Source organism: Anabaena sp. 90 (assembly GCF_000312705.1).
In the GTDB taxonomy this organism is placed as follows: Bacteria; Cyanobacteriota; Cyanobacteriia; order Cyanobacteriales; family Nostocaceae; genus Dolichospermum; species Dolichospermum lemmermannii.
The window spans coordinates 2,594,547-2,613,614 of the sequence record NC_019427.1 but is presented as its reverse complement, the minus strand read 5'-3'; the positions used below and the strand labels follow the sequence as shown (position 1 = coordinate 2,613,614).

At 36.8% G+C, this 19,068-nt stretch carries 17 protein-coding genes and 1 pseudogene; 11 read left to right on the top strand and 7 right to left on the bottom strand.

The features are described from left to right. The first annotated feature begins 74 nt into the window (after positions 1–74). The 7 genes and pseudogenes from ANA_RS11390 (at position 75) to ANA_RS11365 (ending at position 4,934) form a co-directional block, all read left to right on the top strand. The gene (locus ANA_RS11390) at positions 75–284 is read left to right on the top strand and encodes a DUF2997 domain-containing protein (RefSeq protein ID WP_015080214.1); all 210 of its coding nucleotides are present in this window, start codon (positions 75–77) and stop codon (positions 282–284) included. 38 nt (positions 285–322) lie between these two features. Next, positions 323–709 (top strand): DUF1257 domain-containing protein, encoded by a 387-nt coding sequence (locus ANA_RS11385; protein ID WP_015080213.1) that lies wholly within the window; start codon positions 323–325, stop codon positions 707–709. Then, positions 709–1,164: a ferredoxin gene (locus ANA_RS11380; protein ID WP_015080212.1), complete on the top strand. Its 456-nt coding sequence runs from the start codon at positions 709–711 to the stop codon at positions 1,162–1,164. The genes ANA_RS11385 and ANA_RS11380 overlap by 1 nt, the downstream gene beginning before the upstream one ends. 59 nt (positions 1,165–1,223) lie before the next feature. Further along, positions 1,224–2,141 carry a hypothetical protein gene (locus ANA_RS11375; protein ID WP_041458388.1) on the top strand — a complete coding sequence of 306 codons (918 nt, stop codon included), beginning with the start codon at positions 1,224–1,226 and terminating at the stop codon, positions 2,139–2,141. Positions 2,142–2,331: 190 nt separating this feature from the next. After that, a pseudogene (locus ANA_RS27655) lies at positions 2,332–2,814 on the top strand (WD40 repeat domain-containing protein); the annotation flags it as partial. After that, positions 2,809–3,120, top strand: a complete 312-nt coding sequence (locus ANA_RS27650; RefSeq protein ID WP_051155177.1) for a J domain-containing protein — start codon at positions 2,809–2,811, stop codon at positions 3,118–3,120. The pseudogene ANA_RS27655 and the gene ANA_RS27650, both read left to right, overlap by 6 nt. A gap of 365 nt (positions 3,121–3,485) precedes the next feature. Then, entirely contained in the window at positions 3,486–4,934 is a 1,449-nt protein-coding gene (locus tag ANA_RS11365) for a glycoside hydrolase 100 family protein (RefSeq protein ID WP_015080211.1), read from the top strand. A gap of 156 nt (positions 4,935–5,090) precedes the next feature. Here ANA_RS11365 and ANA_RS11360 read toward each other — a convergent pair whose 3' ends face one another. Continuing rightward, positions 5,091–5,849, bottom strand: a complete 759-nt coding sequence (locus ANA_RS11360) for a TIGR00297 family protein (RefSeq protein ID WP_015080210.1) — start codon at positions 5,847–5,849, stop codon at positions 5,091–5,093. Positions 5,850–5,906: 57 nt separating this feature from the next. Here ANA_RS11360 and ANA_RS11355 point away from each other — a divergent pair, with 57 nt between their 5' ends. Together ANA_RS11355 and ANA_RS11350 are read left to right on the top strand one after the other, a co-directional pair. After that, positions 5,907–6,338, top strand: a complete 432-nt coding sequence (locus ANA_RS11355) for a VOC family protein (protein ID WP_015080209.1) — start codon at positions 5,907–5,909, stop codon at positions 6,336–6,338. Between the two features lie 481 nt (positions 6,339–6,819). Next, the gene (locus ANA_RS11350) at positions 6,820–7,698 is read left to right on the top strand and encodes a hypothetical protein (RefSeq protein WP_015080208.1); all 879 of its coding nucleotides are present in this window, start codon (positions 6,820–6,822) and stop codon (positions 7,696–7,698) included. Positions 7,699–7,706: 8 nt separating this feature from the next. Here ANA_RS11350 and ANA_RS11345 read toward each other — a convergent pair whose 3' ends face one another. Then, the gene (locus ANA_RS11345) at positions 7,707–8,309 is read right to left on the bottom strand and encodes an esterase/lipase family protein (protein ID WP_015080207.1); all 603 of its coding nucleotides are present in this window, start codon (positions 8,307–8,309) and stop codon (positions 7,707–7,709) included. 433 nt (positions 8,310–8,742) lie between these two features. On the opposite strand from ANA_RS11345, the gene ANA_RS11340 reads away from it, so the two are divergent. After that, complete coding sequence (locus ANA_RS11340) at positions 8,743–9,075, top strand: hypothetical protein (RefSeq protein WP_015080206.1); 333 nt, start codon at positions 8,743–8,745, stop codon at positions 9,073–9,075. Between the two features lie 90 nt (positions 9,076–9,165). On the opposite strand, the gene ANA_RS11335 is transcribed toward ANA_RS11340, so the two are convergent. The 5 genes from ANA_RS11335 to pcrA form a co-directional block, all read right to left on the bottom strand. Next, positions 9,166–9,681: a pilus assembly FimT family protein gene (locus ANA_RS11335; RefSeq protein ID WP_015080205.1), complete on the bottom strand. Its 516-nt coding sequence runs from the start codon at positions 9,679–9,681 to the stop codon at positions 9,166–9,168. A 159-nt stretch (positions 9,682–9,840) separates the two neighbouring features. Beyond that, on the bottom strand, positions 9,841–10,842 hold the full coding sequence (hpsC, locus tag ANA_RS11330) for a hormogonium polysaccharide secretion pseudopilin HpsC (protein WP_235081808.1): 1,002 nt from the start codon (positions 10,840–10,842) through the stop codon (positions 9,841–9,843). 162 nt (positions 10,843–11,004) lie between these two features. After that, complete coding sequence (locus ANA_RS11325) at positions 11,005–11,631, bottom strand: type II secretion system GspH family protein (protein ID WP_015080203.1); 627 nt, start codon at positions 11,629–11,631, stop codon at positions 11,005–11,007. A gap of 23 nt (positions 11,632–11,654) precedes the next feature. Then, positions 11,655–15,146, bottom strand: coding sequence for a hormogonium polysaccharide biosynthesis protein HpsA (hpsA, locus tag ANA_RS11320; protein ID WP_015080202.1), 3,492 nt, complete (start codon positions 15,144–15,146; stop codon positions 11,655–11,657). Between the two features lie 559 nt (positions 15,147–15,705). After that, a complete protein-coding gene (pcrA, locus tag ANA_RS11315) occupies positions 15,706–18,033 on the bottom strand; it encodes a DNA helicase PcrA (RefSeq protein WP_015080201.1) in 2,328 nt (775 codons plus the stop codon). A 475-nt stretch (positions 18,034–18,508) separates the two neighbouring features. Between pcrA and ANA_RS11310 the strand changes: the two genes are divergently transcribed. Further along, positions 18,509–18,946, top strand: a complete 438-nt coding sequence (locus tag ANA_RS11310) for a CAAD domain-containing protein (protein WP_041458385.1) — start codon at positions 18,509–18,511, stop codon at positions 18,944–18,946. Positions 18,947–19,068: the final 122 nt, after the last annotated feature.

Genomic DNA, 19,068 nt, shown 5'->3' with positions numbered 1-19,068 from the left:
CCTATCCCTAAATTTTGAGTAGGTCTGGTAAACCAGCAAAGTTCAAATATACTATCTAGGTTGGCTTTCAAAGCATGGAAACATTAGAATTCATCATTTATCCAGATGGTCGAGTCCAAGAAAAAGTCACCGGTATTATCGGTGCATCTTGTACTGAGGTAACAGCAGCCATAGAAGCCCAGCTAGGACGAGTGTTGAGTAATGAACCAACCTCAGAGTTTTTTGCCACTAACCCGCAACAAAATAGTGTGGTGGATACACAAACCGCCCACAGCGAATGGTAAGTTTTCCAACTAGTTAATTTCATTGATTACAAACCACCATGTCACACTTTAGCCAAATTAAGACACAGATCCGTAATCTGGAATCCTTGAAAGATGCCCTTTCTGACTTGGGAATAGACTGGAAACCTGGACCTGGTGAGGTGCGGGGTTATCGTGGTCAAACTCATGCAGCCGAAGTCACAATTGAACAGCAAAATGGTTATGATATCGGTTTTAGATGGAATGGTCAAGAATACGAATTAGTTGCAGATTTACAATATTGGCAACAAAATCTATCTGTGGATGGGTTTGTTCGTCAAGTAACTCAACGTTATGCTTATCAAACAGTAGTTAAAGAAACTACTAAAGTTGGCTTCCAGGTAGCCGAACAACAACAACAGAAAGATGGTTCTATTCGCCTAGTAGTACAACGCTGGAGTGCGTAATGTCTAATTTGCCGCCGTCGTCACCAGAAGAGGAATATAACCGTTCCGGTTTAGAACCAGAATTAGGGAGTCTTTTGCGAGATGTCCCCGAACGTTCTGGTTTAGAACCGGAATTAGGCGGATTAGTGCGGCAAAAAGGTGTTTATGTTGATGAAATTACCTGTATTGGCTGTAAACATTGCGCCCATGTTGCCCGAAATACTTTTTTCATTGAAGAAGATTATGGGCGATCGCGTGTCCTCCGTCAAGATGGAGATATAGAAGAGGTAGTTCAAGAAGCCATAGATACCTGTCCTGTTGATTGTATTCACTGGGTTGATTACACAGAACTGAAAAATTTAGAAGCAGACAGAAAATATCAGGTAATTCCCGTAGCTGGTTATCCCGTAGAACATGGTGTAGCCATTACAGAAAAACGCCGGAAAAAACAAAAGTTAAAAAAATCTAGTTCTTAAATTACCAGCAACTTAGTGTTCAATCCTTAAATCCTATAAATCCTGATTCTGACGTAAGCATGAAACCAACATCCCCAACAGGTGCAGCATTCATCACCACCGGAACTTTAACAGGTGCGGGTATCTCCTCCACAGTCGGAGGTATGGGAATAGCTGGAGGCTTTGGTGGTGTGGGAATAGGTGCTGCTGCTGTAACTGTTGCCGGTGCGGTTGTTGGCGCTGCTGCTTATGGTGCTTTTAAAGGAATTACAGCAGGGGATAGCGCCGTTTTTGGTGCAATGGGTATTGGTGCTATTGGTGGTGTTGGCGTTTCTAATGTTATCGGTGGCATAGGATTTGTTGCACCTAAAATTGGTTTAGCTTTTGGTATTGGTACAGTATCAATGACAGGAATTGGTGCAGTTTTAGGACTTGCTGCTTATGGTGTGGCTAAATTATTAGATGATTCTGAATTTAGGGAAACTCCCATGCAAGTTTTTGAACGCATGGAAACAAAAGTTTTAAATAATGATGATGATTATTATTATTTGGAAGCATTACTAGAACTATCTGGTGATGATATAAATGCCAAATTTACAGCTTTAGAAATTGAGGAAGAATTAAAACAATTAAAATCCAAAATCAAAGGTAAATCTCCTCAATTTAAACCAGAAGTTGAACCCAAAATATTAAATATAACTCCTCAAATAACGGAAGTTTGGCAATGTGTGAAAACCCTCAAAGGACACACAGCCACCGTGAATAGTGTTGCTATTCATCCTGATAATAAAACCTTAGTTAGTGGTAGCAATGACAGACAAGTTAATTTATGGAATTTGCAAACTGGAAAGTTGCTATATACTTTTTCTGGACAAGCTGAAGCTGTGTTATCTGTAGCTATTAGTCCCGACGGAAAACAGGTAATTAGTGGTAGTGTAGATCGGAAAATCAGCAGTTGGGAATTAGAAACAAAAAAATATAATCGCACATTCTCTTAGAGGATGTTTGAAAAGTTTTGAATGTATAGACTGACCCCTCTCCAAACCTCTCCCCTGCAAGGGGAGAGGCTTTAAAACCCCCATTCCCTTGCAGGGAAGGGGGGTAGGGGGGTTAGGTTTTTGGAGATTACTGGTTTGATATAATACTTTTCAAACAACCTCTTATTTAACTTCTCCCTATAGTCATAATGGTTTTGTTAATGCACTTGTTTTCAGTCCCAATGGTAATATTATTGTTAGTGGTAGTACGGATAAAACTATCAGAGTTTGGGGAAGTTATACAGGAACGATTAAACACACTTTAAATGGACATACAGATGCAGTTTTAGCTATTGCTATTAGTCCTGATTCTACAACTCTTGTTAGTGGCAGTGCTGATAAAACTATCAGAATCTGGAATTTACAAACTGGTGAACCACTTTATAGCATTAATCAGCATTTAGCAGCAGTCAATACATTAGTAATTACTCCAGATAATCAAAGTTTAATTAGTGGTGGTGCAGATAGTACAATCAAATTATGGAATCTCCATACTGGGGAATTATGCTACACTTGGTATCAACACTCAACGGCTATTTCTGCGATCGCTATTCACCCTGATGGTAAAATTATTGCTAGTAGTAGTCAAGATGGAATTATCAAACTTTGGAATCTTGAAACTGGGGAATTGCTAGAAACTATTTCTGGGTTTAGTCCCCTAGCTTTCAGTCCAGATGGTAAAATATTGATTAGTGGTGGTAAAGGTGGCACTCTCAAGATTTGGCGGCAGGTTCACAGCAGTGATGATTTACCCTTAACTGGGGAATGGTGGGAAATTTTAGGCATAGAACCGAAAACTCACCCCAAAGATGTCAAACTTGCCTACTTGAGATTAGCCAGATTATATCATCCTGATATTAACACTTCTGTCAGTGCCAAAACTGCCATGCAAGCAGTCAATCAAGCATATCAAAGGTTTCAGCTTATGAATAGCTTGTAAAATATATATCGCTTCATCAGTATTAATACCTCAATTTTTTTTAATTGTTTATATTGCATATTCGGAAAAAACGTTATAAATTGTTAAGTTGTAGGGGAATAATATATTTTGTCATGTCCATGATCAATTCCTGATTAAGCAGATATACTCTATTGAAGTGATTTTACACGGAGAATAAAGTGCATTTTCAGAGATTGAAAAAACTGCTAAATATGATGCAGTTAGATTTTGACATTGACCGAGTTTTAGTATTTTGACTGGATTGATATTTGCTATTTCAAAGTTATCATGAAAAGGGCATAAAGAATAATTAAAGGTGCATCTACTCCCAACAAATCTACTATCCAAATGGAGTTAGTCTGGTAATGCAACTAAACAAATTAGAGACAAGTAAAAATATAGAAAATGAAGCTTGGCTTGCATTAGAGAATTCAATTCTCTACTACAAAGGTCAGCCAGTAGGAACTCTAGCGGCTTATGATTCATCCGTAGAAGCCCTAAATTACGACCAATGTTTTATCCGAGATTTTGTTTCTTCGGCTTTAATTTTTTTGATTAAAGGCAGAACAGATATTGTCAAAAATTTCCTAGAAGAAACATTAAAGTTGCAACCGAAAGAAAAGGCCTTAGATGCCTATAAACCCGGTAGAGGGCTAATTCCAGCCAGTTTCAAAGTTGTTTCTGCCAATGGGGAAGAATTTTTAGAAGCTGATTTTGGTGAACACGCTATTGCTAGAGTTACACCTGTAGATTCTTGTTTATGGTGGCTAATTTTATTACGGGCTTATGTCGTCGCTACAAATGATTCTTCCTTAGCTTATCAACCTGAATTCCAAACAGGAATTAGGTTAATTATGGATATCTGTTTGGCCAATCGTTTTGATATGTACCCCACGCTGTTAGTTCCTGACGGTGCTTGTATGATAGATAGACGCATGGGGATTTATGGGCATCCTTTAGAAATTCAAGTTCTATTTTTTGCGGCTTTACGGGCTGCGAGAGAATTACTAATTTGCACAGGGAATGGGGATATTATCGAAGCAATTGATAACCGCTTACCTTTATTGTGTGGACATATTCGTCAGCATTATTGGATAGATATTAATCGTCTGAATGCAATTTATCGCTTTAAAGGTGAAGAATACGGAAAAACTGCGGTCAATCTTTTCAATATCTATGCAGATTCTTTACCTTATTATGAATTAGATAAATGGCTACCGAAAAAAGGTGGTTATTTTGCGGGAAATGTTGGACCATCACAAATGGATACTCGGTTCTTTACTCTGGGAAATTTGATGGCTGTGATTTCTGATCTTTCTACTGAAGAACAGTCCCAAGCCATTATGAATCTGATTGAAAAACGATGGGATGATTTAGTAGGAGATATGCCTATTAAAATCTGTTATCCTGCCTTACAAGGTGAAGAATATCGAGTAGTCACAGGATGTGATCCCAAAAACATTCCTTGGTCATATCATAATGCCGGAAGTTGGCCTGTTTTAATGTGGATGTTAGCAGCAGCAGCAGTGAAAACCAAAAAACCACAGTTAGCAGAAAAAGCCATTGAAATTGCTACAGCTAGACTGAGTGAAGATGAATGGCCAGAATATTACGATGGTAAAAAAGGGAGATTAATTGGTAAACAAGCGAGGAAATATCAAACTTGGACAATTGCTGGATTTTTATTAGCAAAGGAACTCATAGATAATCCTGATTATTTACCATTAATCAGTTTTGATAAATTACCTCCAGATGTGGTTTCTAGGGCTTGTGAATTTGAAGTTGGCAATATAGATCCTTATCTGTCTATGTAGTCAAATATCTGTTAACAATGAATATCTTTTCTTTAGCCTCTTGATAATTATATGGGGCTTTTTTTACATTGAAATTTTAGATCCTATAGAGGTTTAGCATTACTAAACCCTTACCTCAAAGAAACTTAACAATTAATCTTGGCGTTGAGTCAATAATTAAACAAAGATACTTTGGTAAATTAACGCCATGATAATTGCCGCAGTTGCACCAATCAAGGTATTAATAATATTGACAACTTCATTGGTAAGCCAAGTATATTTAGATTGCAAAGTTGCACCAATGACACTTTCTAAATTGGTAGCGATAAATGCAGCTAAGACAGTCCAAATTATCCCCAGAGGATTAATTAAATTTACTCCCCAACCAATGAGTGCGATCGCTATTGATGCTACCATACCAGCTAGAGTTCCTTCTAAACTTACCGCCCCTTCTGTCCCTCTAGGAACTGGTTGCAATGTCGTAATTAAAAAGGTGCTTCTACCATAAGCTTTACCAACTTCACTCGCGGTAGTATCAGATAGTTTCGTGCTAAAACTGGCGACATAACCCAAACATAGTAAATATTTAAAATCAGGGAAAACCAACAGTCCCAACGCACACAAAGCCGCTATTAATGCTGAACCCCATACGTTTTCTGGACCTCTTGCACCGGCACGCTTTTCGGCAATTCCTGCGGCTTCTTTTTCTGCCATACCAATCCGTGTTACCCCAGAACCAACAAGAAAATAAAACACTACCACTAGATATCCTGGCCAACCTAGTGTTCCCCAAATGATAATTCCCAATAACCCAGCATTAAGTATACCTGCGGGCGTGAGCAACTTTTTGGGAATAATGGCTACTATTCCCAGTAAAATCGTATTTAAGCCTAATCCCATTAACCAGGGATTTAAAGAATCAATCAAAGACAACATGGCTGCTAAATTATGAGTATTTTTGCCATAATATTATCAGACATAACTGCTCAATCTATGAACAAAATTTTATTTCATCTCGCTTTTCCCGTTGCTGATATTCCCCAAACCAAAGCCTTTTATGTGGACGGTTTAGGCTGCATACCCGGAAGAGAAAGCCCTCATGCTTTGATTCTCAATCTTTATGGACATCAATTAGTAGCTCATGTTACCAAGGATATTTTAACACCACAAAAAGCCATTTATCCGCGACATTTTGGCCTAATTTTCACCAAAGAAGAAGATTGGCAAGAATTACTAGCAAGGGCAAAAAACAAAGATCTAAAATTTCGAGAAGAACCAAAAAACCGCTTTACTGATTCTCTTCTAGAACATCGCACTTTCTTTTTAGAAGACCCTTTTTATAACTTAATGGAATTTAAGTATTATTGTCATCCAAAGGCAATTTTTGAAGGTACTGAATATACTGCAATTGGTGATAAAACTTAGAGGGCAGTAAATAAGCCACATATACTGATAGTATAAATATTGTGAAGTGGGTAAAAACATCCACTTTTTTTATGCAAATTATCATAAACAGAACCAATTAATTATGACAAGTATCAATAGTATGATTTTTATGATTATAAAAATAGATATCTTAATGTCAATTCCATTGATAGATACAGCAAATTTCGCTCTCATGAGGTACAAACTTGAATTATGAAACTCTTGTAGTGCGGGCATACTATGGCTAACGCCACGCTGCGCTATCGACAAGCTCAGTACAAGTCTTGCCCGCTGGATATGTACCTCATAACACCGGAAAGTGCTGTATTCATAGTTTTGAAATTAATCTAATTCAGAGGGAACAGGGAATGGGCAACTTTCTCACAGGAAAAACTCATTGCAAATGAGTGTTTCTTATCTGTTCCCTGTTCCCTTCTTTTGTAATGGAAATTAATTTCTAACAATACAAGGACAAGAATTTGTGGATAAAATTTTACTGAAAATTAGGACGAAAATATTCAAGAAAATTTATCAATATCCATTTTTTAAATATCAAGCTGATTGCTTTTATCAACAAGCTATAGAAAAAAATCTGCAAAATCTGCCTCTTCTTTCAGCACACGATATTGATTTAATTGAGATTATCAAAAGAGAAGGAGTTTTCATAACGACATTAGACAAATTGGGAATTACATCTACTATTGATATGTGGAAATCTGCCCAATACCTGATGCAAAAAATATCAGAGGATACATTTAATCATTCAGATCAAATTGTTGTTCATGCTAGTTCAGAACAAATTATGAAGTATCCCCAAATTTTCCTGTGGGGACTGGAACAACGGTTACTGAATATAGTTGAAAATTATATTTGTCTACCAGTAGCTTATCAAGGTGTATATTTTCGTCGAGATATTGCCAATCAATTAGAAGCAGGTTCGAGATTATGGCACATAGATCAAGAAGATAGAAAAATCTTAAAGATTATCATTTACTTAAATGATGTTAGCGAAGATTATGGACCATTTCAATATATTCCTAAATCTTTAACCTCAAAAATATCTGATTCTTTAAAATACACATCTGGCTACATCCAAGATAAGATTATGCAAGGTGTTATATCTTCAGAAGTTTATAAATCATGTACAGGAATTGCTGGTACAGTCATCATTGCCGAGACTTCTAATATTTTTCATCGTGGTAAGCCACCTATAAATTCAGACAGATTTGCGATATTTTTTGATTACACTTCTAGACGATATAAACAAACATTATATGGTACATCTACTCTCGGATATAAAGATTTACTTTTACTGACTAAGAATCTTTCAGAAACACAAAAGAAGTGCATTTTTTGGTAAATCCAAGTTCATGGTTTTAGTGGTGCTATTAAGGCTTTTGCTACTATTCTTAAAGCCCTAATATCTGTTAACATTAAAGGATGTAATATTACGGGTAAAATTACTTCTTTGTCTATACCAAGTTGCGAACTTTCCGCAGGTAAAATCATCAAATCATAAGGTGTCCAAATAGATGTAAAATTTAACTGCTTTAACATTTCGACATCAGAATTTAAATCATTGATAAAATCACTATTAGGACGCATTTGCACAGCACCAGCTAACCAAGTACCATAAGCAACTATAGTCCCTTTATGGGGTGAAGAAATGGTGATAAATCGCTGGACTCTATCTATTCCCCCCAACCGCTGAATATAATAACGGCTAACAAGACCACCCATGCTAAAACCAACTAAATCAAACGGTTGTTCTGCTTCAAAGGTAGTAGCTATATAATTAGCTACCTGCTGCGCTAATTTATCCAGAACCTCAGCACCATTATTAGGGACTAAATCCACCGTATGCACAGACAAACCTTGTTCTCTGAGATAAGATGCCATTTTATTGAAAACTGCCCCAGTATCGTTAATCCCATGCACTAATAAAACGGGATTTTGCTGTTTTGTTGCCATAATCTTGATTATTTATCTCAGTATTGTAATCGAAAATATATAAAATATACCAAATTTGTGACTGCCGAAAAATTATTAAGATTTATTAAATAAATTCTCATAATCTTATAGTTATAATAAAATTTAATAATTAATTTGCGTTATTTACCGGATACCGTTGTTAACATAAAAAACCTAAAAATAATTACTAGTACAGTACAGCGTAAGTAAGATAACCATTAAAAGTCCCTAAAGAGCTTATACAATCTGCTTTTTAATTTTTAATTGTTAATTTTTAATTCCGCCCTGCGGTGCTAGTAGTAAATGTAGGCTTTTAATTAGCAAGCAGTAGGTCTAATAATTGACCGCAGATAACGCAATCAAATGTAATATTACCCGTGATTTTTAATAATTTCGGTCACATTCTAGACTATTCAAACCAGGAGCATTTTTTATGGGCTTTATCAAAAATATCATTGCGGGTATCGTGGGTTTTATTACCGGACTTTTTGGTAAAAAAGGTAATAACTACTACTTAGAGCTAAAAGAAGAAGCTGAAGAAGCTAATGTTACTCAAGCACCAGCAACAGTAGCACCAAAAGCTGAACCAAAAGTTACACCAGCAGCAGTAAAAGTTATTAAGCCTGAACCCGTGAAAATATCAGTCCCCACGGAAACCAATTTTGCCACCAAATATCTCATTCCTCTGAATAGTCCTCGTCGTCGTCCAGGGGTAAATATGAATAGCTTTTTAGACATGGCCCGTCAGGTGAAAACCCCAGGCTAAATACCCGGTTAGCTGTTACGCATCTAAATTTGATCATCCTAATAGCTAGATGTTGTGGTGCGGGCATCTTGCCCGCTACAATCATACAAATTAATTGCAAGAGTTATCCTTAGCGGTTCGCATTGCGCCTAATATAGTGGAAACAATAACACAACGCTTTGCTGTCCCACCAGATTTACTAGATAGGGTGATTTTGCCGAGTGGAGGTGTCACACCACCAATATCATCAAACCGGACTCGTCTCACACCGTTATACAATTGTAATGTTGAGTTGGGATCTAACTGCACACTGTCATCTAAATCATTCCACTTTATCATAGGATTATTTAGGTCAGATTCCTTTTCCTCGTGAACAGCCCATTGCAGAATATTATTCTGTGTGCGGAAACTAGCTTGATATTTCACTTTTTCTTTTTTTGCTTGACTTTGGGCTTGACGCTTGGCCTGATAAACTTGGTCTTGGGCAATATTTAAGTGCTGAGTCTTGATCAAAGCGAACCAGCTTGGTGCAGCTATTCCTGATAGTATACCAATCATTAATAGTGCCGTAATCGTTTCTATCACAGTAAAACCGCTATTAGAGCGATTATTTTGTAAATAATTCATCCCTGATTATTTGCAAGCAAAACATATATATATTGCGATGTGGGATGATTTTTTATATGCCGTTTTTTTCTGAATTTTTGATTTTTTTATAGCTATTGTGAAATTATTACTTTATGAACCAGTGTCAAGAGTCGGACAACTAACTTTTTAAGTTAATGATTAATAGCCACTTTTTGCTCCTTGAACTATGGCATTAGCCGTGGGAAAATAACTTTTTTTATCATTTTCATATTTTATAAGATTTGGATTACTTTCTCTACGAGCTAGGGCATTACCGCGAATAAATACCTTTGCTGTTGTATTGGCTTTATCTACACAAGCATAAAACCCTGTCATATCATTACTTGGCGTTGGCGTTATTGTGCTTGGCGTTATTTTTGACCATGTAATTGGAGGTGTTATGGTATTATCTGGACAGGTGGCCGCTGGTGGTGTGGGTGGTATGGTTGGAACGAGTGGTGGTGTGGTTTGATCTACATAGTCAATTAACACATTAGCCGTATTACCACTACTATAATCTCCAGATTTCTGCCAATTGATCATGGCATCTTCTACAGTGTTGGATTGAGCTATATTAAAGGGATTAAAACCTGGATTAGGACAGTTATCAGCATTAACATACTTCTTAGTATATCCTGAACAAGTTACACCTCCTGTAGAAACTTCCACACCGTCTTTAACTTCCCATTTAGCGATACGAGCAGATTGTGACCAATTTGTATTAGTATCTTTAATTAAATAATAAGCAACTAATGAATATACAAAAGTATCATCTTTTCCTGATGTAGTGGGAATCACCTGACTAACAAAATTCCGTTTCCAAAAAACTAATATAGGAGTTTTAGTATCATCATTTGGGTAACGCAATTGAGATTTTATTTTGTCAATACCAGCAGCATCATAAATATAAATAGCTTGTTGTAAATCACGAGAAATATGATCCAGTGCTATTTGGATTTCTTGCTCAGAATTTATCTTAATTTGCTCATTGCTATCTGTGGTTATCACACTAATCATAAACTCTAGTAATAGTGTGATAATTATAGATGACATCGCTAAAGCTACTAACAATTCAACGAGAGTAAACCCACCAGATTTATCAAGAGATTTTGAGGCTTTGAATTGATTTTTGAATATAAATTGAAGTATCTTGATCATCATTGTATTGTCCTTTTTTAAATGCACCAAAGGCAGATTTTCAGATGTTTCTGTTTTAGATTAAATTATTGCACGGTGGGGATTTTACTCGCTTTTTATGGGAAAATTAATGGTGAATTTGATTGAATTAACCTCAGGGATAAACCAATTTATTGACAAGGTTGATTATTGAACGCAACCCAAGCGGGAACATAAACTGCCAAAAGTGGTACTACCGCTAATCTCAACTGTTGTTATCAAGATTGGCGCTTGTTTATTAACTAAAATACCACCTGTCCTAGACCCTAGAATAGTTTGATCAAAATCCAAGTCTTCTCTATATATTCTAATCGCTAGACGATAGCCATCACTTGTTTTCGTACCTGCGGGCTTTATTTGAGCCGCTTGAATGTAAAATTCATCAAATGGGCTATTTTGATCTGGTTGACAAGTTGAAATTGGATTACAAGCCGTGATGGTGCTATCCTTCTTAAAGAAATACAAATCTGTATCTGTTTGTTGAGGAACCGGCATTGCTGTTTCTAGATTTATAGGAGTATTTGGAGTTTCTGTAATTACTTTAGTGGGCGCTGAAATTGAATTATTGCTGACACCATTAATAAATGTCTTAGCAGCTTGAACAGCTTTTTCTGTAGTTTTCGACTGCACCCGGACAGCCGTGGACATGACCAGGACGGGTGATATAGTAACCAAGAGAATAGCAATGAAAACTACCCCTACTAGTACCTCAATAATTGTAAAACCAGAGTCATTGTAAGATAAATTTTTGGGCTGTAGTTTGGTTTTGATCATTGTTTCTCACCTCCTTATAAGTTTTATGATTGACAGCTATCAGGTCGTTGTTTTTGATCTGTTATGGCAAAGTTAGTAGGAGGATTAGTAGGAGGATTAGAAGTCTCCCTAGCACATAACAAAGTTTTTACCCATGTATCACCTCTGCTAACTTCCCGTAAATATTCATCCGGTGGTTCAGGTGGTGTGACTGCGAGTTTACTGGCAAATAAGTCGGGTGACTGAAATAACAACCCTACATCGTAACTCCACTGTCTTGTCGGGGGACTATTAAGTTTCTGAGGTGGATTTGTCCCTGTAGCATAGGCACTCTTTTTTACCTGCATAAAAGCCCCATTGCGCTTGATTTTACTACTAGTCCAATTCTCTATAACGCGAACCAAGTTATTTAGACCACCATTTAGACCACCATTATCTACTGTAGGTTTAGCAGGATTGTCACCAGCAGCAATAATCAGATTAAAAGTAGTATCGTTCTTAGCTATTTGTTGGCTACCTATTGCATAACCCAATTCCTTGAAGTCGAAGTCTCCAGAAAGCAAAGTAACAGCATCAGCTAAAATATTCGCAGGTCGCCATTCATCACCTGTGGTACAATTAGGAAATCTGGAGTCACCAGAACGACAAGCAAAGTTATTATTAAAAGTGCTGCGAGTGTAGAAGTTATCCCAATCATCTGCTATTGTTTCGTTAAATTCCTCTTGAGTGTGTAGATTAAAATCACCTCTAATATACGCTGGTAAGTTGGTAGCTAAAGTTAAACCCTTTTCCTCTTCCTTGTAGCTATTTGTTCGCCACAGTTTCTCGCCATTAATGAGTATAATTGCACTGGGACGGCGTGTGGTGTCGTCTGAATAATCTACAGGACTTTCAAGTTTTCTTTCAAGTTTTTCAGCGTCGGTATTACCCGCACTCATATCTGGTAAAGCATCATCACGAGTCGAGTAAATAATACCGCTATTGGGTAATAAATATTCTGAACCACCAATGGTTGTTGTCCGTAGTTGATTCAGGTCTAAAACTGTAGCGCGAACTTTTTGATTTTCTCTCTGGTCAGAAAAGAAGGTTTCAAAAATTGCACCATGGGGAATAACGGAATTATTAGGACTAAGACTACCATCTAGAATTTGTAGAGCGCAAATCTGAGCATCAATGGCAGACTGCTCTGATATAGTTATATTTGCTGCTGCTTTGTTTAATGCTCTAGCTAGTAATCCCTCATCTATGAAACGTCCATTACTATAATTTAATTGAGATAGATATGTCAAAGCTGTTGCATAATCACTAACTGTTTTAGTGGGTGCAGGATAAACTATACCCCTATTAGATTTACCTTGAGAACCTTTTTCAATATTAAAAGCATCTGGTAGACTGTTCATATTTTTGTAGCTATTATTATCAGTAGGATCGTAATAACTACTCACACAAGCTATAGGTTTGGGCGTTTGGGCATTGTAGCCAGTAGACTTGTAGTGATAAACTGCTGTAGCCCGCATTTTTAGATAAGGTGTTGTTGTATCCGTAGAACTTATTGTTCCTACATTATCAGGCCATATTGTTTTTACGTTACTGTTAATACTACTAGGAGTATCATTTTTACTCAAATAAACACCTGCCCCCGTAACAACTCGTAAACCACCCACGGGTTCTGTGGTACTTGTTGGTACTTTAGCTGCTGCTAATTCCCAGTCTCCATCTCTTTCATTAGAACCAATATCTGCTAAATTCCGTACTAAAGAGGGTCGTGTGCGAGTTTGCGTAGTACCACTTGGTAAATCCCATTTAATGCCACTAATATCTTGGGTATCCTCAATATATGAACCAATAAACTGATTTTTACTTGTATCCCACCTCAGTTCGGGTAAATTGTTACTAACTAGAACTCTATCACCCAATAGTCCTTCTTTTCCGCTATTTTTCTTCAATTCTTTTGGGTCGCTGGCCTTGGGTTCTAAGGATGTTCCGCTAATGTTGAGTGATAGATTAGTATAATTAACACCTGTTTTACCGTCTGTTGGGTCTGTAGGATAAACCCAGTTATCAATGGGACGCAGGGTATTAGCAGAACCTTGTAATAATGAGTTAGGATATGTTTCTGTAGCACCGAAAGCAACTTCTGTATAAGGTACACGACGAGTCCGTCTTTTAAAGTAAATTTCTAATTGTTGACGACGGTATTTAGTGGTCTCTGTATTATTAAAAGTTATTCCTAATGCTGTTTGTTTGAGTGCAAGTCCGTTTTTAACTTCTGTTGGATCATTAGCACCTGTAGAATCAGCAGCAATTTGAGCTTCAATTAATTTATTAATCCGCCTTACATAAGCTAGGTTATTATAGGCTGTATCTTTGGGACTATTTGTAACTGATTTTGTTAAAGTACCAGTAGTAACATTATCTATTTTACCGTTGTATAAATCAACAGTCGCTCCCCCCGTATCACTTGCATCAGTAAACTTACCCAGAGCTAAATTACCACCAACAATAATTTTGGCATTTTTAGGTTTATAGAAACAAGACGCTTCACTACTAACTTGATATAATTTAAGATTACTAATATTACTAACACTTCCAGCAGCTAGTAAATTACTATTTGTAAAAACCCCACCATTCAAATTTGTATCGGAATTTAATTCTAGATCATCGTCATAAACAACAGCATTGTTATTTGTTGGTGTTTGTACCCTGTCTTGTTGATACTCTACAGCCCCACCCAGACTACCAGCGATCTTACCATTATATACTTCATAGTCAGTAGTGTTGGGAGGATCAGTAATTCTGGCTGTAGCGGTATAAACAAAAAAGGCTTTCTTCAGTTCATTATCTTGTCTTACCCAACCAGTATTACCTACTAAACTGGTGTTGGTACTTCCACAATTAGCATTTAATGTCCCTTTGACTACTGGTGGATTTCTGGCTTCTAAAGCATTTCTGGCTCTGCTATACTGACCATTTATTCCCACTGGTGGAGTTTTAAAATAAATACCGTAGAGGGTATAGCTATCAAATTTCCCGTTGCTGTCAGTATCAACAGGAAACCTCCAAGCTGTTTGTATTTGTAGTGATGGTTGTGCCTGTAAAGATAGTGTTAGTTTAGTTTCATCACCAAATGTATATTTATCTATGTTATTAACAAGAGCATCATATAGATCATCGTCTGTTGGTGTAGTTTTTGGCAGAGTTTTATCCTGAAATAATTTACTAATTTTTGCTTTACCTCTATCAATTGCTGGAGTAGCAGCAGTGATAACAGACTCACTGACACGGACATTACTAGCATTTTTCAGCCGGTCAAAGGAGCGGAACATGATAGCAGTGGTTAATAAAACTACTACTACCGATACCATTACCACTGTTGGCAATACGAAACCTGCGTTTGCGGCCTGCTGTTGTTTTTGACTACTAAAAACAGTTCGCAATAACCAAATGAGTTGTTTTTTTATATTTGCTAAAAACCGCCGGATAAATTTTGTGGAGTTTTTTGTGATTATTTTCAATGGGTGACGTTTTTGAGACATGACTGCTTCCCTGATAAATAATTGAGCGGGTAGGGGTTTAGCATTGCTAAACCCCTACAAATCTAGGTTTTTCGTGATTTTACAAAAGTCCATGTCCCAACCCTTTTGAGTATATATTGGTGGGAGCAACTACTGGAGTTTTATGGGAATAGTTGCCTGTTTCTATTCATCGTATTTCTTTTATAGCATTGTTGATACGCAAGTTCTAAACTGGAAAATACTGAATTTTTCAACTGCAAATATTATATTTCTCCTGAATACTGATAGTATATCTACTTGCTTAGACAATTGCACCAATAATTATATAAATTTTTGATGAAGCAACAGCAACCCAAGGGATTAGACATCTCCAGAAAAGAATGTAGAGACGTTCCATGGAACGTCTCTACAAGGGTTGTAAGTCACGCATATTTAATTTTCACCAGATGTCTATTTGTTGGCTTATGGCTTCACCCCCCGTCAGGGATACGTACCTCAACCCAATCTACAAATCAAGACTTTTTTCGATTTGAACAAGGTATTGATCAAGCAAAGTCCATCTGCGTGGACTAATGCAAAATTAAACTTTCTGTAATTGCGCTACTCTGGGGTCTACTATTTTTTGTCCTAAACTCAGGAATTTAATCGCTACAGAAACCTTATTTCCTTCTCCGAAAATGTGAGTAATTTCCCCAAGCCCAAAGGACTTATGTAATACTCTGTCACCTACTTGCCAAATTCCAGAAGTGCTTTGTTTACTAGGAGTTGCAGATGTAGTTTTAGTAGAACTCCGGGTAACTTTATTCTGGGTAGTCAGTAATTCTGCTGGTATTTCATCGAGAAATTGCGATCGCATTGCCGGTTCTCTAGACCCATATAAACGCCTTTCTCTGGCATGGGATAAGAATAAACGTTCTTGAGCGCGAGTAATACCAACATAACATAAACGTCGTTCCTCTTCTAACAATGAAGGATCTTGTAAGGAACGATAACCCGGAAAAAGCCCCTGTTCTAAACCCACCAAAAAGACAACCGGAAACTCCAACCCTTTAGAAGCGTGTAAAGTCATTAACGAAACCGCTGTTTGTCCTTCTTTTAAATTATCTAAATCAGAACTCAAAGCCGCACTTTGCAAAAATGCCTGTAAAGAAATATCTTCTCCAGCATTTTCTTCTTGAAATTGCAACATAGCATTATGCAATTCATTGACGTTACTGATTCTATTATCAGCTTCATCTGTAGCTTGATCTTGCAATTCTTTAATATAACCAGAATCTTCTAAAATACCTTGTAAGATTTCCGAACCGGGAACTACTTTGATTTGTTCTTGACGATTGTAAATCATGGCTGCAAAATTATTTACAGCTTTCGATGAACGTCCTGCTAAAGTATTTACAGATGTTTCATCACTTAATATTTCCCATAAAGTTGTTCCTAATTGCTGGGAAGCATTCACCAAAGCATCCACAGTAGCCTTACCAATGCCCCTGCGCGGTGTGTTAATCACCCGTAATAAACTTACAGTATCAGCAGGGTTATTAATTGCCCTTAAATATGCCACAGCATCTTTAATTTCTTTACGATCATAAAATTTCATTCCTCCCACAACTGTATAAGGAATTTGATATTTTACTAATAATTCTTCAAAAGGTCGAGATTGGGCATTAGTTCGATATAAAATTGCAAAGTTACCCCAATTTAATTCCGGGTGTTGATTTTCTAAATTTCTAATTTGGTTAATCACAAAAGCCGCTTCTGCCATTTCTTCATCAGCTTTATGACAATAAATTGCTTCCCCTGGTTCTCTTGTGGCTTTGAGAATTTTATCAATGCGTTGAGTGTTATTTTCAATTAATTCATTCGCAGCTTGGAGAATATTTTCACAAGAACGATAATTCTCTTCTAATTTCACCATAGAACGAGTATCATCATCTGCCAAACCATCGCCAAAATTTTCCTGAAATTCTAGCAAAATGGTAAAATCTGCCATTCTAAAACTGTAAATTGACTGGTCAGCATCACCAACCACAAACACAGACCGATTTTGCCATTTCCATTCACTTTTACGGCTTTCTCCATTTGTGACCAAAAGCTGAATTAAATCATATTGAGTCCTGTTGGTATCTTGATATTCATCAACTAGAATATGACAAAATTTTCGATACCAATAACTTAGAACTTTTTCATTTTGTTGAAATAATCGGGTAGGAATTAAAATTAAATCATCAAAATCTAAAGCGTTATTTTGGGAAAGTTTATCCTGATAGCGATTATAGACATCAGCTATGACTCTACCGCGATAATTGGGCTGTTCACTTTCAAATTGTTGGGGAGAAAATCCTTGATTTTTAGCATTACTAATGGCGTAGCGTACAGACTTGGGTTCAAATTTCTTACTATCTAAATTTAAATCTTTAGTAACTATTTCTTTAATTACACTTTGCACATCGGATTCATCAAAGATAGAAAAGTTTTTATCCCATTTTCTGCCTTTTTCATCTTGATATTTTTCGATATCAAATCGCAGAATCCGTGAAAATAAACTGTGAAAAGTTCCACACCACATATCTTTGATTTTAGTGCGGTAAACCTCTGATTTTAGTAAGCTTTGTTGATATTCTGTCAGCAAATCCAACTTTTTACCATGTTGCGATATGGCTAATTGTTCAGCAAATATCCTTTGAATTCTGTCCTTCATTTCCCTAGCGGCTTTGTTAGTAAACGTCACCGCGAGGATATTTTCGGGATTAACACCATGTTTGAGAATCAAATTAGCAATGCGGTAAGTAAGCGCCCGGGTTTTCCCTGAACCAGCGCCAGCAACCACCAACAATGGTCCGCAGTGGTGTTCTACGGCTTGACGTTGACTAGGGTTAAGATGACTCAGGAAATCAATATTTGTGGTCATAAACTATAAAAATGATGAAAAGGACAATTTGTTATCGGGTTAATCGGTAAGGGTAAAACTCAGTACAAAGAATAAAACGAAAGCAGCATAATGGGGCAAAAACAATAAAAATTTACTTAAATTGCTAAAGTTTGAGAAAATTTGATATAATGTTAAGCTATTTAGTTTTATTCTTGCTTCCTAACTAGCAACTTAATGTTACTAGACTTTGTGTAAAGTTTTGTCATACTGTGAAGAACTGTAGATGTAAGATAAACCATAATCCCTAATCTCTCACCCTGATTAATGAGAGAAAGTACCGATTAACAGCCTTTTGGTTGTAAATATCTAGTAGTCTGTTAAATTTATTTTGACGGGTTTTTGGTAGTGCGGGCATCTTGCCCGCGTGAGCGAGACGCTCACACTACAGTCCATCATTTTTATCTTGACAAACTATTAGGTAAGAAACTCAAATTTCAAAATCATGGAAACGAAAATGCAAGAACCAGAATTTAAAGAAACCCAGTCTAAAGAAACAACCATACCCGAAATTAACACTCAAACCGGGAATTTGACCAAACTTCAACCTCCTATGCAGCCTCAAGAAGAGTGGCTGAAATACGGACAACAGATTTCCGGTTTTCTGGGGACATTACCAGACTATGTAGGTAAATTCTTTGGTCAATATCAGCAACCTATTGTCAGTATTGGTTTAGTAGTGACAGCAGTAGTCACAGTTAAGGTACTATTGGCTGTATTAGATGCTCTTAATGATGTTCCTTTAGTAGCACCTACCTTTGAATTAATTGGTATTGGTTATTCTGTGTGGTTTGTCTATCGCTATTTACTCAAAGCCTCCAGCAGACAGGAGTTATCTGAAGAAATTACCACCCTCAAATCCCAAGTTGTCGGTAAGCACACTTCTAAATCTTAACTCACAACTTTAGACAAATTTAGATCCCCGACTTCTTAAAGAAGTCGGGGATCTTTTTTCTTTTCTTTTTTCTTTTTTACAAAGCCAAGAGTTCGTTGTTTTTTTGTGAATTTAGAATATTT